This is a genomic window from Actinoplanes sp. M2I2, from assembly GCF_023544445.1.
In the GTDB taxonomy this organism is placed as follows: Bacteria; Actinomycetota; Actinomycetes; order Mycobacteriales; family Micromonosporaceae; genus Actinoplanes.
This window is the reverse complement of record NZ_JALPVJ010000001.1, coordinates 244,123-258,528: the sequence shown is the minus strand read 5'-3', so window position 1 is coordinate 258,528 and position 14,406 is coordinate 244,123. Positions and strand designations below refer to the sequence as shown.

The window sequence follows — 14,406 nt, the reverse complement described above, 5'->3', positions numbered from 1 at the left end:
TATCAGCGGCGCGGTGTGAAACACACCGCGCCGCTTGGCTACTCTCCTAGCGTGCCCTCGCTTTTTCGCCGCAAGCAGTCCGACGTCGCCACTCCCGAACAGGTCGAGGAGGTGACACCGGCGGCGCGCCCCAAGGGCTACACGCCCAGCAAGAAGGAACTCGGCGTGGCCACGCCCAAGCGGGTCAGCCCGGGCCGCCGGGTCGGCGCCGAGACCGCGGCTCCGGCCAACCGCCGCGAGCAGGTCAAGCAGATGCGTGAGCGGCAGCGCGTGGAGCGGGCCGAGGCCACCGCCGGCATGAAGGCCGGCGACGAGCGCTACCTGCTGGCCCGCGACCGCGGTCCCGAGCGCGCGCTGGTACGCGACATCATCGACAGCCGCCGGACGGTGGGCACCTGGTTCTTCGGCGGCGCGCTGATCGTGCTGATCGGCTCGACGGTGCAGATCCCGGCCGTCCAGCTGGCCAGCAACCTGCTCTGGCTGCTCCTGGCGCTCGGCGTGATCGTCGACAGCGTTCTGATCTCCCGCAAGGTCAAGCGCCTGGTCAACGAGCGCTTCCCCAAGACCAGCCAGCGCGTGGGGTCCCTGCAGATCTACGGCGTGATGCGCGGCCTGACCTTCCGCCGCATGCGCGTCCCCAAGCCGCGGGTCGAGCTCGGCCAGGCGGTCTGACGGCCCCGCTTCTCTGCCGGCCCTAGCTCTTCAGCTCGGGGTCGAGGTGGCTGCGTTCGCCCTCGTGGTCGAGGATGCACAACACCTCGGCCGGGCCGCCGTGGGCGCCGAACGCGTGCGGGACCATCGTGGAGAACTCCGCCGCCTCGTTCGTCTCGACCATGATCGTCCGCTCGCCCAGCCGTAGCTCGATCGTGCCCGAGAGCACGGTGAACCAGTCCCGGCCCGGGTGCACTCTGAGGTCGGCGGGCACGGCGCGAGTGATGCGCATCTTGGCGACCGTCTGACCGCTGCCGCGCGACAGCACCCACGTCGTGATGCCGCGCTCCGGGTGCTGCTGCGGCCGGATCACCACGTCGTCGTCGCCCTCCGGCTCGACCAGTTGATCGATGGTCGCGCCCAGCGCCCGGGCGATCGCGGCCATCTGGTCGAGGGCGATGCGCCGGTGACCGGTCTCGATCCGGCTCAGGGTCGACGGGCTCAGCAACGAGCGGCCGGCGAGCTCGTCCAGCGACCAGCCCCGGGCCACGCGCAACCCACGGATCCGCTGCCGGACCACCGCCTCGAGGTCTCGGTCTTGCTTCATACGCAAGATGCTATGCGTTTCCGGCAAGCGGCGGCTAGCGTCGGGACATGGCTCACAACCACATGATCGAAATACTCGACCTGGACGCCGAGGTCCTGCACGAATACCACCACGACCTGATCACCTGGGTCGGCCGCGAGGCCGCCGATCGGCCGCGCGTCATCGACCTGGGCGCCGGCAGCGGCACCGGTTCGCTGTCCCTGGCCCGCGAGCTGCCCGGCTCGCGCGTCACCGCGGTCGACGTCTCCCCCGAGATGCTGGCCCACCTGCGCACCCGGGCCGAGGCCGCCGGGCTGGGCGATCGCATCGGCACCGTCGAGGCCGACCTCGACCAGCCGTGGCCCGACTTCGGCCCGGCCGACGTCATCTGGGCCGCCTCGTCGATGCACCACATGGCCGACCCGGCCCGCGCGCTCGCCTCGGCCCACGCCGCGCTGCGGCCGGGCGGACTGCTGGTGATCGCCGAGCTGAACTCGTTCCCCCGCTTCCTGACCGGCACCGCCGACGCCGCCCTCGAGGACCTGGTCCAGACCGAAGGAGACAAGCTCCGACACGAGGCCGGGCTTCACTTTCACGAGAACTGGGGCGAGCAGATCACCCGGGCCGGCTTCACGGGCGTCACCGAACGGCATTTCGACATCGCCCTCAAGCCCCCGGCGGCGACCACTGCCCGCTACGCCGAGGTCTCCCTGGCCCGCATGCGCCACCAATTGGAGGACCGCCTGTCTCCGGCCGATCTGGCCGCCTTCGACCGGCTGGTGACCGGCCTGCCCGCCCGCGACGATCTCACTGTCCGCACCGAGCGCACGGTCTGGCTGGCCCGCCGATAGGCCCATCCGGCGACTCGGCACTGCGCTCCCCCGCGCGGCAGCGTTCACGCTGCTCGACATCGGCGGGCAGCGTTCGCGCGCTGCTTGAAGTCGGCGGGCCGCGCTCGCGCGCTGCTCGACATCGGCGCGGCGCCGTCCGCTGGGACTGTGGACAGAGTTGTCCACAGGGGGCGCTCGGCCCTCGCCGATCCTCGGTAGTCTGCCCCGGTCTTCGATGAACCGGGGGGTTCGGCCGTGGTGCTCAGAGCGATACTCGTCAGCCTGCTGGCCTTGGCCGCAGCGGGCTGTGACTCGAGCAGCGACCCGAGCGGTCAAACCGCCGCGCCGCCCGCCGGTGACCCGCTCGCGCAGGTCCGGGCCGCGGCCGTCAAGACCGCCGGAGTGCCGGCGCACGTGTCGCTGACTTCTCCGGGCGTCGAGGTCGCCGGCGACACCGACCCGGCCGGCAAGGGGCTCGCCCTGACCGCCACGACCAGCGCGGACGGCGAAACCACCGAGTCCCGGATCCGGGTGGTCGGGGACGACGCGTGGATGACGCTGGGCAAGACGTACCTGCCGAATCTCGACCCGGCGAAGTTCATCCGGTTCCCGGCGTCGGAGTTTGCCCGGGCCTCCCTGGTGCACCTGGGCGACCCGTTCGACCCCGCCGGGCTCAAGGGTCTGTCAGCGACGATGACCGCCGCGACGCGGACGGCTGAAGGCGCCTACACCGGTCGGCTCGATCTGACCGAGGCGCCGGCCAGGGTGTCCCGGGGTCTCCTGCCGGCGACGGCCGAGCAGTTGCGAGGCAACGGCGGCCTGTCACAGTCCGTGCCGTACAAGGCTTCGGTGGACGCTCAGGGCTATCTGACCTCGCTGACGGTCACGCTGCCGACCTATGCCGAGACGGCCGAGTTCTCCGATCTCGGCAAGCCCGTCACCATCGCCCGGCCGGGCGCCGCCGAGGTCATCGAGGTGCCCGACGGCATCCGGAAGCTGCTGGCCGACTAGGGCGCGCCCGGGCCGGGGCCGGACCGGGCCGAGGCCGGAGCCGAACCGAGGCCGGAGCCGAACCGAGGCCGGAGCCGAACCGAGGCCGGAGCCGAACCGAGGCCGGAGCCGAACCGAGGCCGGAGCCGAACCGAGGCCGGAGCCGAACCGAGGCCGGAGCCGAACCGAGGCCGGAGCCGAACCGAGGCCGGAGCCGAACCGAGGCCGGAGCCGAACCGAGGCCGGAGCCGAACCGGAGCCGGACCGGGGCCGGAGCCGGACCGGGGCCGGAGCCGGAGCCGGACCCGGGGGCCGGCGTCGGCGTCGGCGTCGGCGTCGGACCGGGGGCCAGAGTCGGGTTGCCGCCTGGCCGGAGCCGGGCTGCCGCCTTGCCGACGCCGGGCTGCCGCGTTGCCGGCGGCGATTCAGTCGACGCCAGCCAGGCGGAGCAGGGCGGCCACGGCGGCGGCTGCGACGACCACCACGACGAAGGGGGCCCGACGCCAGGCGAGCAGCGCGCCCACCGCCACACCCGTGGGGCGGGCCAGGCCGGCGAAGCTGCTGCCGGACATCAGGGCGGCGGTGCCGGCCAGGGCGGCCAGCAGCGCGGCGGCCGCCATCGGGAGCAGGCGCTGCCAGGCCGGCGAGAGCGTCAGGCGGTCGCGCAGCACGATGCCGCCGAGACGCATCGTGTAGGTCCCGACGCCCAGGATGAGGATCGCGGCGAGCAACATCAGGCCTCCCGATGACGACGGCCGAAGCGGACAAGGGTGAGCAGACCCAGCAGGGCGCACAGCACGGGCAGGCCGGCGGGCAGCACGGGAGTCGCGGCCACGGCGATCGCGGTGCCGGTGAGGGCGACGACGCGGGTCGCCCGGTCGCGCAACGAGGGCAGGATCAGCGCGATCAGGCCGGCCGGGAACGCGGCGTCCAGGCCCAGCGCCTCGTAGTCGCCGACCGCCGAGCCCAGCAGCACGCCGAGCAGCGTTCCCACGTTCCACGAGGTGAACAGCGTGAGGCCCATCAGCCAGTAGGTGCGCCGGCGGCGGGCCGGGTCGTCCTCGGCCAGCGTGAACGCCACGACCTCGTCCGTCATCAGGTGGCTGCCGACGATCCGCCGCCAGCCGGTGCCCATCGTGCTGCCGATGGCCAGGCCGAACGGGAGGTGGCGGGCGTTGAGCAGCAGGCCGGCCAGGACGGCGGCGATCGGGTTGCCGGCCGCGATCAGGCCGACGGCCAGGAACTGCGCGCCCCCGGCGAAGACAACCGTGGACATGAGGAACGGCACCCAGGTCGGCACACCGTACGCGATCGCGATCGCTCCGAACGAGGCGCCGACCGCCACCATGGCGGCCGCGATGGCCGCGGCGTCGCGGATCTGCCTCCGGTCGAACGGATGCGTTCGCTGTATCGTACGCATGGTTTGAAATACTGAACGATGTCACTGGCGTTCGTCAAATCGAACGGAACGATCGACGGAGTGAACATGCAGCAGCCGTCGCCCCCGTTGGCGACCATCGCCGCCGCCCTGCGCCGCGAGCGCGAACGGGCCGGCATCTCGATCGCCGAACTGGCCCGCCGGGCCGGCCTGGCCAAGTCGACCCTGTCCCAGCTGGAGGCGGCCACCGGCAACCCCAGCATCGAGACGCTGTGGTCGCTCGGCGTCGCGCTCGGGGTGCCGTTCAGCCGTCTGGTCGAGCCGCCCGAGACGCAGGTGCGGGTCGTCCGGGCCGGCGAGGGGCCGCGCCTGCGGGCCGATCAGGCCGACTTCGTGGCCACTCTGCTCGCCGCCGGATCGCAGCACACCCGGCGTGACATCTACGTGATGGAGGTTCAGCCCGGACAGGCCCGCGCCGCCGCCGCGCACATCCCCGGCAGCGTCGAGCACCTCGTCGTGGGGGCCGGTCGCCTGCGCACCGGACCGGACGGCGACACCGTCGACCTCGGCCCGGGCGACTACATCACCTTCCCCGGCGACGTCCCGCATCACTACGAGGCCCTCGAACCGGCCTGGGCGGTCCTCGTCATGGAGCACCGCTGAGCCCGCCCGCGCCTGAGCCCGCCCGCGCCTGAGCCCGCCCGCGCCTGAGCCCGCCCGCGCCTCAGCCCTCGGCGCTTCGACCCTCGGCGCTTCGACCGTCGGTGTAGAGGCGGGCCACCACGTCTTCGATGTCCGGTTCGACGACGGAGAGGTCACGCACCTGCGCGGCGGTGACCAGTGCCGCGACGGCGGCCCCGGCGGTGATCGACTCGAGGGTGAAGGTCACCCGGTGGCCGTCGGCCTCGGTCCCGGTCATCGTGGCCCCGGGCAGGACGAAACCGGGTGGGAGCGGGGAGTCCAGGTCGGCGACCAACCGGCGGCGTGAGCCGTAGCGGGCGTGCAGTTGCTCGATCGTGCCGTCGTGGACGACGCGGCCGTGGTCGATCACCACGAGGCGGTGACAGAGCCGTTCGATGTCGGCCAGGTCGTGGGTGGTGAGCACGAGCGTGACGTCGCCGGTACGCCCCAGCTCGCCCAGGAACGAGCGCACCGCCTGCTTGCTCACCACATCCAGCCCGATCGTCGGCTCGTCGAGGAACAGCACCTCGGGCCCGTGCAGGAGCGCGGCCGTGAGCTCACCCCGCATCCGCTGGCCCAGCGACAGCTGCCGTACCGGAATGTCGAGAAAGCCGTCCAGGTCGAGCAGCTCGCAGCAGCGGCGCAGCCGGGCCTCATGCTCGGCCGCCGGCACCCGATAGACGGCCCTGAGCAGCCGGAACGAGTCGCGCAGGGGCAGATCCCACCACAGCTGGGAGCGCTGCCCGAAGACGACGCCGATGCGCAGCGCCAGCGCCGTGCGCTGCGGCACCGGCCGGAGACCACAGACCGACACCTCGCCGCTCGTCGGGGTGAGCACGCCGGTCAGCATCTTGAGCGTGGTCGACTTGCCGGCGCCGTTCGGGCCGATGTAGCCGACCATCTCGCCCCGCCCGATCGACAGGCTCACCCCGTCGACGGCCGCGATCGTGCGTTTCTCCCGGCGCAGGCGCCCGGCTTTGACCCGTACGGTGAAGGTCTTGCTCAGATCACGCATCTCGATCATGAGCCGGTGCTCCGGTAGTGCCGCACGCCCGACCTCCAGACCACCGCCGCGACGCCCACCGCGGCCAGCGCCACCAGCGGCGACAGATAGCCCGCCCAGGCCGGCAGCCCGAGCGGGTCGGCCCGCCCGAGCAGGGTCAGCGCCGGCTGATAACTGACGAACCCGAAACCCAGGCCGTACGCGAAGAGCGTGCGGAACCACGAGCCGTAGACCGTGATCGGGTACGAGGTGAAGTCGCGACCGCCGTACGTGAAGCCGTGCCCGAGCTTGCCGGAGTCGACCCACCAGAACGCCGTGGCCGCGCTCAGCACGAAGATCGCCCCGAAGAGGACCGCGCCGCTGATCGGAGCGGTGACCAGCAGCAGCACCCGTCCCGCGGTCCAGTCGATGTCGTTGCGGGCGAGGGCCACTCCCAGCACGCTGAGCCCCACGGCCAGCCGCATCAGCTTGCGCAGCGGCAGGTCGGCCAGCACCAGCTGGGGCAACACGGCCAGCGGGCGCACCAGCACGGCGTCCAGCCGCCCCGTCCGCACGTACGTCTCGAGCTGGTCGATGTTGCCCACGGTCAGGTCGGCCAGCACGAAGGCGAACGCGGTGATCCCGGTCATCAGGAGCGCCTCGTCCAGCGTGAAACCGCCCACCACCGCCGCCGTGCGATAGAACACGAAGACGGTGGCCACGTCGATCGCCGTGCCGGCCGCGTTGGTGACCAGTTCGACGGCGAACGACGCCCGGTACGCCGTGGCCGAGCGCAGCCGTCCGCCGAACAGCGCCGCGTACGCCCGGAGCTCACCCACCCTGCACCACCAGCCGCCGCTCGGCCCGGCGCTGCACCCACCCGGCCAGCGCGAGCATGATCACAGCCCAGACCGCCTGCAGCGCCACCAGCCCCACCTGCAGGGCCGGCGGGTCCCGCTCGACCAGCACGTCGAGCGGCGTCTGCAGCAGGCCCGGCAGCGGGGTCGCCACCCACAGGGTGACCGCGAGCCAGTCCGGCAGCAGCCGCAACGGGAAGTAGAGGCCGGCGAGCACCCCCGAGCCGAGCGTCCAGAACACGAGCGGGCCACGGGCGTCGCCGAGCCAGTAGGCGGTCGCGTTCACCAGATAGCGGCAGCCGAAGGAGCCGACGACGGCCAGGAGCACAGAAACTGCGAAAAGCGGCGCGGTGAGCCATCGCGACGGCGTGGCCAGCGGAAAGAACAGGGCGCCGACGAGCACCGGCGGCCCCACCCGGGTGAGCAGCGCGTGGCCACCGCGCCCCAGGTCAGCCGCGAGGTAGGCGATCACCGGCGAGACCGGGCGGACCAGGTCGGCCACGATGTCCCCGGTCCGGATGCGCTCCGACAGGTCGACCCAGCCCCACAGGCCGACCACGTTGAGTAACCCCTGGCCCACCCAGACGAAGGTGGCGAGCTGCCGCGCGTCGTATCCGCCGGCCGTCGCCCCCACGGTTCCGGCCGCGACGGCCAACAGCACGTAGCAGCGAAGAAAGCCGAAGACTATGTTGGTGAACGTTCCGGCGACGGTGGCCTGCCGATAGGTCGCGTAGCGGCGGAAACCCGACCCCATCAACGCACGGAAAGTAGTGACGGAGGCGCGGAACGGACGACCGGGAGAGATCGTCGGCACGCTGGCGTCAAGCGCGTCCACGCCGTTAATCTCCTTCTCTGATTCTCAGTGCCAGACCCTGCGGTGGAGCCGGGCGATTCTACTCAAGTCGCCAGACGACCACCGCGCCTCTTTCGACACGCAGTTCTCGACCAGAAGTGGAAGTTCGCCGTGACGGAGCGCCGCCAGACGCCGGGCCAGGCCTTGGGTGCCCGATGAACGGCTGGAGCTCTCTGGGCGGCGACGGCTGGGGCGACGAGCCGGCCTGGGTCTACGAGATCACCTGGGAGTGGGAGCCGCAGCCCGGCCAGCGCTATCCCGGCGGTCCCGGGCGGCGCAAGGCCGTGCACACGCCGGTCTACGAGGCGTCCCCGGACCGGGCCGACGATCCCGGGCCGGACGATCAGACCCGTTCCCCGTACGCCGATCCGCGCTCGCGACACGACCCGGCCCACGGTGGGCGCGACGGCTACCCGCCCGCGGCACGGCCGGGCGAGCCGCAGGGCCGATCCGGCGCCGAGTCGCGCCGCGAGGAGCCGCTGTGGAACCGGCCCGGCGGTGCTCGGCCCGAGCAGCGGGGCGACTCTTGGGGTGCTGCCCCCGAGCAACGGGGTGACCACCAGCGCTCGTGGGGCGCGGCTCCCGAGCAGCGGGGCGACGAGCAGCGCTCGCGGGGCACAGCTCCCGAGCAGCGGGGCGACGACCAGCGCTCGCGGGGCACAGCTCCCGAGCAGCGGGGCGACGACCAGCGCTCGCGGGGCACAGCTCCCGAGCAGCGCCGGGGGTCGGCGCCGGTCTACGGTCGTCAGTCCGAGACTCAGTCCGGCAGCTCCTACCGCGACGCCGTGCAGTTCCGCGAGGCCCAGAAGCGCGACTCCACGCCGCGATCACCTCAGCATCGTCCCGACCACGAGTCTGCGGCCGGCTCCTACCCGCCGGCGGGCCGGGGCAGCGCGGCGCCCGTGTCACCGGGCCGCCCGGAGACGCCGTCGGACTCGTCCGGGCCTCGTGCGACACCATCGCCGAACGCGCCGTCCTCGCCGGGCGGTCCGGCCTCGCCGGGTGTCTACGGCGCCGCCCGGCAGCAGGCGCCCGGCCCCTACTACGGGCGCCGGCAGGCGTCCGACGACCAGCGGGACGACCACCGACCGGTCTCACCGGCCACCGGTGTCTACGGCAGCGCCCGGCCCGCCCCGGCCGACGCCTTCCCGTCGCGCCCGGACCCGCGACCGGCGCCCGGTCAGCGTGACGGGCGCGAGGACACCCCGTTCGAGCTGCGCCCGGCGCCGCCGACGCGGGGCACGCCGGCCGAGGCCCGCCCGGCGCCGCAGCCCACCCGGGTCACGCCTTCCCGCCCGGCGCCGCCCGCGACGTATCCGGACTCCCCCGGCCGGCCGATCCCCACGCCGGCGCGACCGGTGTCGGCTCCGGCATCCAGCACGGCGGCGGCGCCATCCTCGGGCTTCACCCAGCACTCGTCTTCCCAGCACACGCCCCAGCCCGCCGCGCGCCCCGCGAGTGTGCCGGTCCAGCCCGGCCACAGCCGGCCGGCCGACGGCCGGCCCGAGCCGACACAGCCCACCTACGGGCAGCCCGCGTCGAACCAGCAGGACCGCCCCGAGCCGACCCCGCCGCGCTCCGGGTACGCCCAGCCACCGTCGCACCGGTCCGGGCAAGCACAGCCACCGTCGGACCGGTCCGGGCAAACACAGCCACCGTCGGACCGGTCCGGGCAAACACAGCCACCGTCGGACCGGTCCGGGCAAACACAGCCACCGTCGGACCGGTCCGGGCAAACACAGCCATCGTGGGATCGGTCCGGATACTCGCAGCCGACGTCAGGCCAACCCGCACACCCACAGCCGTCGTCAACGCGGCCTACCTACCCGCAGCAGACCTCAGGCCAGCCCGGATACATCAAGCCGACCTCGGGCCAGCCTGGATACGGCCAGCCGCCTTCGGACCGGCCCGGATATCCACAACCAACCTCGGGCCAGCCCGCACACGCTCAGCCGCCTTCGGACCGATCCGGATATCCAAGGCCGACGTCAGCGCAGCCCGGATACGCACAGCCCCCGTCGGCCCAGCCTGGCTATCGGGAGCCGACGTCGGGTCAGCCCGCACATCGGGAACCGACGGCCGTTCAGCCTTCGACGCCGCACCCAGCGCCCGGTCAGCGGGATCCGAGCCGGCACTCGGAGCAGGCCCACCCCGTGTCGGCCGGGCCGGCCTCGGCCGAGCGGCCGCAGGCTCAGCCGGATTCCGCCCCGCCCGCCGCGGGCGACGACTCCGGCCGGCCCGGCGCCATGCACCATCACCAGCCCGACGCGAGCCCCCGCCGGGGCGAGGCCGGCGAGCAGGCGACCAGCTACCCGTCCGCGCCGACCGCCCACTCCGGTGACGACGCCGTCGATCCGGTCACCGCGCCGCCCTATCCGGTGCCGGAGAGCCGGACCGCGACGGCTGGGTGGGACAACGCCGACGACCTGCCGCGTTCCGTTTCCGGGTCGCCGGCCGGGTCCGTGCCGCAGTCCTCGGCGGGTAGCGCCATGACCGAGCCGCGCCCCGACACCGCCGAAGAGCCGGAAGCCGGCCGAAGCGGGTCCATCTGGGACACCGCGAAGAATCGCGACGCCGCCGCCCACGACCCGCGGCCCGCCTCGGCGGTGCCGATCTCGTCGGCCGGGCCTCCGCCGCCCCCCGCCGAAGAGGACGACGAGCCGCACGGCCTGGGCTGGTTGCTCTCGCAGAGCGGCCTCGGCGCGGTGACTCCCCTGCCGCCGCCCATCCCCCAGCCGATCACCGGGTCGCCGGTCGCCCACCCGGTCGTCATCGAACCCATCGTGGAGCCCAGCTCCCCAGCACCCGTCAGCTCCCAGCCCGTCAGTGCCCGACCTGTCAGTGCCCAGCCCGTCAGTGCATGGCCGGTCAGTGCCCAGCCGGTCAGTGCCCAGCCCGCCCCCACGCAGCCGGTCACCACGACGCCCGCCCAGACGCAGCAGGCCGGCCCCGGCCAGCCGATCAGCGCGGCTCCGGACGCTCAGCCGGTCAGCTCCTGGCCGCCCGCAGCGGCAGGCTCGGTGAGTACCCCGCCCGACACCGCCCCGGTCGCCGACCGGTCCAGGTCGGAGCACGTCCAAGCCCAGCCCGGGTTCTCGCCCGCCGGCCCCAGACCTCCCGTCGAACCCGCGGGTGCGCACCCCTTCACCAGCGAACCCGTCAGCGCCCAACCATCCGCCGCGCAGCCCGTGAGCGGCTGGCCCGCCGCCATTGAATCGGTCGACCCCCGGCCGAGCGCCAACGAGCCCGTCCCTACGCACCCAGTCTCTGCGCACCCGATCTCGGCGCAGCCAGTGTCCGCGCAGCCAGTCTCTGCGCACCCGATCTCGGCGCAGCCAGTGTCCGCGCAGCCGGTGTCCGCGCAGCCGGTGTCCGCGCAGCCGATCTCCGCGCAGCCGATCTCCGCGCAGCCGGTCAGCGCCTGGCCGGCCGCTATCGAGCCCGTCAGCTCCCAGCCGACATCCGCGCAGCCCGTCAGCGCACAGCCGGTCGCCGCACAGACCGCCAGCTCCCAGCCGACGTCCGCGGAGACCGCCGGCCCTCAACCGACATCCGCGCAGCCCGTCGACTTCCAGCCGACGCCCGCGGATGCCGGCAGCATCCAGCCGCCGGCCTCCGAGCCAGTCGTCTCGCAGCCGGTGTCGGCCGACCACGTTGCGGCCGGCACAGACAGCGCGTCCACGTCCGCTGGGCCTCCGCTTGCAGCCCAGCTCACCTCGGACCAGCCCACCGCAGCGCAGACGTCAGCCGCACCTCTCATCGACGAGGTCCGCCCGACCAGCGCCGTGCCCGAGAAGCAGGACTGGTTTGTCCCGTCCGGCGCGCTGCCCATCATCGTCCCGCGCCGTCCCGGCACTCCCCCGTCCGACCTGGACGATCCGACCGGCGACATCGACCGCCCAGCGGCATCTAGGACCCCGGAAGCGACCGGCACCGGAGCAGAGACGCCCTACGCCGACCTGCCCTACGCCGACTACGACGAGCCGATCGCCGTCCAGGCGATCGTCACCCAGCGCGTCGCAGCCCCCGCGCCCCCCGCCGGCTCCCACCCTGTGCAGCCTGCATTCGACGAGCCGGCCGCGGCGCAGCCCGCCCAGGCCCAGCACACGTCAGCGCACCGGTCCCCACCAACGCCATTCGCCCCCGAGCCCCTCGCGCCGGAGCCCGTCGGCCCCCGTCCGGTTCCCCCAGAGCCCACCTCAGCGCAGCCCATGTCAGCGCAGCCCATCTCGGCCCAGCCCATGTCAGCGCAGCCCGTCTCGGCCCAGCCCACGTCAGCGCAGCCCGTCTCGGCGCAGCCCATGTCAGCGCAGCCCGTCTCGGCCCAGCCCACGTCAGCGCAGCCCGTCTCGGCGCAGCCCGGCCCGGCAGAGTTCGAGACGGCACAGCCGACACCCCTCTTCGGTGCCCACTCGGCGACTGCCGCGAACGCTCAAGACCGCACAGCCTCGGATGACAATTCGGCCCATTCCCCTCGGAACCCGAACGAGCCCCTGGCGGCAACCTCGCCCCCGGCAGACCCTGACTTCGTCGAGATCTCGGAGCACCACGCCGGCCACCGAGCTGACGAGGACGAGCCGGCCGCACGGTTCTCGACCGAGGCGACCGACGTCTACGACGAGGACGAGCCGATCGAGGTCGAGCTCATCGAATTCGACCGGGACGCCCGGAAGCCCGTAGTCGTGCACGCCGCCGGTGCGGCCGACGACGACGACATCGTCGACGCGGAGCTCATCGAGGACCCCGAGCACGGAGCCGCCGAACTCGAAGCCCCGACCGCGCCACCCGCGCTCACGGCCAAGCCCCACGCCACTTCCCCCGAGGCCGAGCCCGACACGCTCCGAGAAGCCAACGCCGAGACAGCAGCCCGGCCCGACGACACCGCCACCGTCCGCTCTGACAACGCCGAGACACCCCGGGCCGACGACACCGAGACGGCTCACGAGCGGACCGAGCCGGGCGACCGGGAGAAACCCGCTTCCGCCGAGCCGACTGCCCCGTCCGATCCGGAACCGCACGCCGCCGAGACGGGCAACCACGCCGGCGCAGCCGCATCCGTGGCCGAGCCGGTCGACGACCCGGACGGTTCGAGCGAGCCCCGAACGGACACCGACACCGCGGAAGCCCACACCGTCACGCCCTCCGCGGAGACCCGGCCCGAAAGCACGGTCGCCGACGACGAGGACCACGCCGATGCGGCGAGCACCGGCTCCCCGGCCGTCGGCTCCCCGGCGTACGGGAAGGACGTGGAACCGATCCGGCAGCGCCGGGAGCAGCGGGCCGACCCGCGCAACCGGCGCACCGACCCGGAGCAGATCCTGGCCGCCTACCCGGTCACCTACGATCCGCAGACGCTGCGCGAGCAGATCGAGGACGACGAGCCGATGTGGGTCGTCATCGACCGGCTCACCGACAAGCTGGAGTACGCCGAGCGGGACGCCGACCGGGCCCGTCTGCTCAGCCTCCGGGCGGTGGCGTCCCGGCTGCTCGAGGATCTCGACCCGGCGCTGGACGACGCCCGGGCGGCTCTGGCGCATGCCGAGGCGGCCGGCGAGCTGGTGCGTACGGCGACCGTCCGGGCCCGGCTCGCGCACGTCCTGCAGTGGCGGGGCGACTACGCCGAGGCCGACCGGATCTACGCGAAGACCAACACCGCCGAGCTGCCCGCCCGGTTGCGCGCCGAGATGCACGAGCTGGCCGGGCGGTCGGCGTTCGAGCAGGGGCGCTACCTGGAGGCCGTCAACCACCTCGAGGGCGCCCTGGACCTGCGCAACGGCGCCGACCCGGATCTGGTGCAGCGGATCGAGCTGGCGCTGGACACGATCACCGGGCGGGCGGTGGACGGGTGGGGGCCCTATCCGCGCACCCGGGCCGAGATCCTCGGTGAGACGACGCCGGCGCGGCCGGTGCGGGACGAGGAGTCCGGGCTGTTCGGCTATCCCGGCCTGCTGCCCGCACGGTTCGCCCAGGCGCAGCCGTTCGCGGACGGTGTGGCCTGGGTGCGCCGGCCCGAAGCGCCCGCCTGGGAGCTGATCGACGAGTCCGGCGCGCTGCTGATCGACGCGTCCTCCGGGTATCGGGCGGCCGGGCGGTTCGCCGACGGGCTGGCCTGGGTCTCGCGCGACGACGCGGGTGGCTGGCACGCGATCGACAAGCAGAACCGGGTGATCGTGCCGGGCGCGTTCGAGGACGCGCGGCCGTTCCACAACGGGCTGGCGCTGGTGCGGCGGGGCGGCTGGGGCGCGGTCGACCAGCACACCCGGATCGTCGTGCAGCCGCACTACCAGGCGTTCGCGACGATGCTGGCCTCGGGCGAGCCGGTGGACGGTTTCACCGAGGAGGGCCTCGCCGTCGTGGACGCGGGCGAGGTGTACGGGGTGGTCGACCGCACCGGTCAGCTGCTGGTGCAGCCGGTCCACGCCGCCCTGTTGATCCACCCGGCCGCTTTCCTGGTGGCCGACCGGTTCGGGCTGTGGGGGGCGCTGGACCGCCAGGGCGCGCCGCTGGTCGAGCTGAAGTACCGGGAACGGGCGGACGTGCTCGACGAGATCGACAAGTTGATCGAGGCGACCCGACCCGTCCTCTGAAAGCTGCGCGG

Annotated in this window: 12 protein-coding genes; 5 read left to right on the top strand and 7 right to left on the bottom strand. The window is 73.5% G+C overall.

The window, feature by feature from the left end:
- The first annotated feature begins 51 nt into the window (after positions 1 to 51).
- Entirely contained in the window at positions 52 to 672 is a 621-nt protein-coding gene (locus tag HJC40_RS01290; RefSeq protein WP_249997738.1) for a DUF3043 domain-containing protein, read from the top strand.
- Between the two features lie 22 nt (positions 673 to 694).
- Here the strand turns inward: HJC40_RS01290 and HJC40_RS01285 are convergent, their stop codons facing one another.
- Positions 695 to 1,258, bottom strand: a complete 564-nt coding sequence (locus HJC40_RS01285) for a helix-turn-helix domain-containing protein (RefSeq protein WP_249997737.1) — start codon at positions 1,256 to 1,258, stop codon at positions 695 to 697.
- A 47-nt stretch (positions 1,259 to 1,305) separates the two neighbouring features.
- On the opposite strand from HJC40_RS01285, the gene HJC40_RS01280 reads away from it, so the two are divergent.
- Entirely contained in the window at positions 1,306 to 2,088 is a 783-nt protein-coding gene (locus HJC40_RS01280; RefSeq protein ID WP_249997736.1) for a trans-aconitate 2-methyltransferase, read from the top strand.
- Between the two features lie 237 nt (positions 2,089 to 2,325).
- On the top strand, positions 2,326 to 3,078 hold the full coding sequence (locus tag HJC40_RS01275) for a hypothetical protein (protein ID WP_249997735.1): 753 nt from the start codon (positions 2,326 to 2,328) through the stop codon (positions 3,076 to 3,078).
- A 404-nt stretch (positions 3,079 to 3,482) separates the two neighbouring features.
- Here the strand turns inward: HJC40_RS01275 and HJC40_RS01270 are convergent, their stop codons facing one another.
- Both HJC40_RS01270 and HJC40_RS01265 read right to left on the bottom strand, forming a co-directional pair.
- Positions 3,483 to 3,791 carry an AzlD domain-containing protein gene (locus HJC40_RS01270; RefSeq protein WP_249997734.1) on the bottom strand — a complete coding sequence of 103 codons (309 nt, stop codon included), beginning with the start codon at positions 3,789 to 3,791 and terminating at the stop codon, positions 3,483 to 3,485.
- A complete protein-coding gene (locus HJC40_RS01265) occupies positions 3,791 to 4,477 on the bottom strand; it encodes an AzlC family ABC transporter permease (protein ID WP_249997733.1) in 687 nt (228 codons plus the stop codon). Before HJC40_RS01265 ends, HJC40_RS01270 begins: the two co-directional genes overlap by 1 nt.
- 66 nt (positions 4,478 to 4,543) lie before the next feature.
- Here HJC40_RS01265 and HJC40_RS01260 point away from each other — a divergent pair, with 66 nt between their 5' ends.
- Positions 4,544 to 5,098, top strand: coding sequence for a helix-turn-helix domain-containing protein (locus HJC40_RS01260; protein WP_249997732.1), 555 nt, complete (start codon positions 4,544 to 4,546; stop codon positions 5,096 to 5,098).
- Positions 5,099 to 5,159: 61 nt separating this feature from the next.
- Here the strand turns inward: HJC40_RS01260 and HJC40_RS01255 are convergent, their stop codons facing one another.
- From HJC40_RS01255 to HJC40_RS01240, 4 genes are all read right to left on the bottom strand, one after another.
- Positions 5,160 to 6,140, bottom strand: a complete 981-nt coding sequence (locus HJC40_RS01255; RefSeq protein ID WP_249997731.1) for an ATP-binding cassette domain-containing protein — start codon at positions 6,138 to 6,140, stop codon at positions 5,160 to 5,162.
- A complete protein-coding gene (locus HJC40_RS01250) occupies positions 6,137 to 6,937 on the bottom strand; it encodes an ABC transporter permease (RefSeq protein ID WP_249997730.1) in 801 nt (266 codons plus the stop codon). Before HJC40_RS01250 ends, HJC40_RS01255 begins: the two co-directional genes overlap by 4 nt.
- Complete coding sequence (locus HJC40_RS01245) at positions 6,930 to 7,709, bottom strand: ABC-2 family transporter protein (protein WP_249997729.1); 780 nt, start codon at positions 7,707 to 7,709, stop codon at positions 6,930 to 6,932. The genes HJC40_RS01250 and HJC40_RS01245 overlap by 8 nt, the downstream gene beginning before the upstream one ends.
- A gap of 1,279 nt (positions 7,710 to 8,988) precedes the next feature.
- The gene (locus tag HJC40_RS01240) at positions 8,989 to 9,216 is read right to left on the bottom strand and encodes a hypothetical protein (protein ID WP_249997728.1); all 228 of its coding nucleotides are present in this window, start codon (positions 9,214 to 9,216) and stop codon (positions 8,989 to 8,991) included.
- Between the two features lie 745 nt (positions 9,217 to 9,961).
- On the opposite strand from HJC40_RS01240, the gene HJC40_RS45985 reads away from it, so the two are divergent.
- Entirely contained in the window at positions 9,962 to 14,395 is a 4,434-nt protein-coding gene (locus HJC40_RS45985) for a WG repeat-containing protein (protein ID WP_249997727.1), read from the top strand.
- Positions 14,396 to 14,406: the final 11 nt, after the last annotated feature.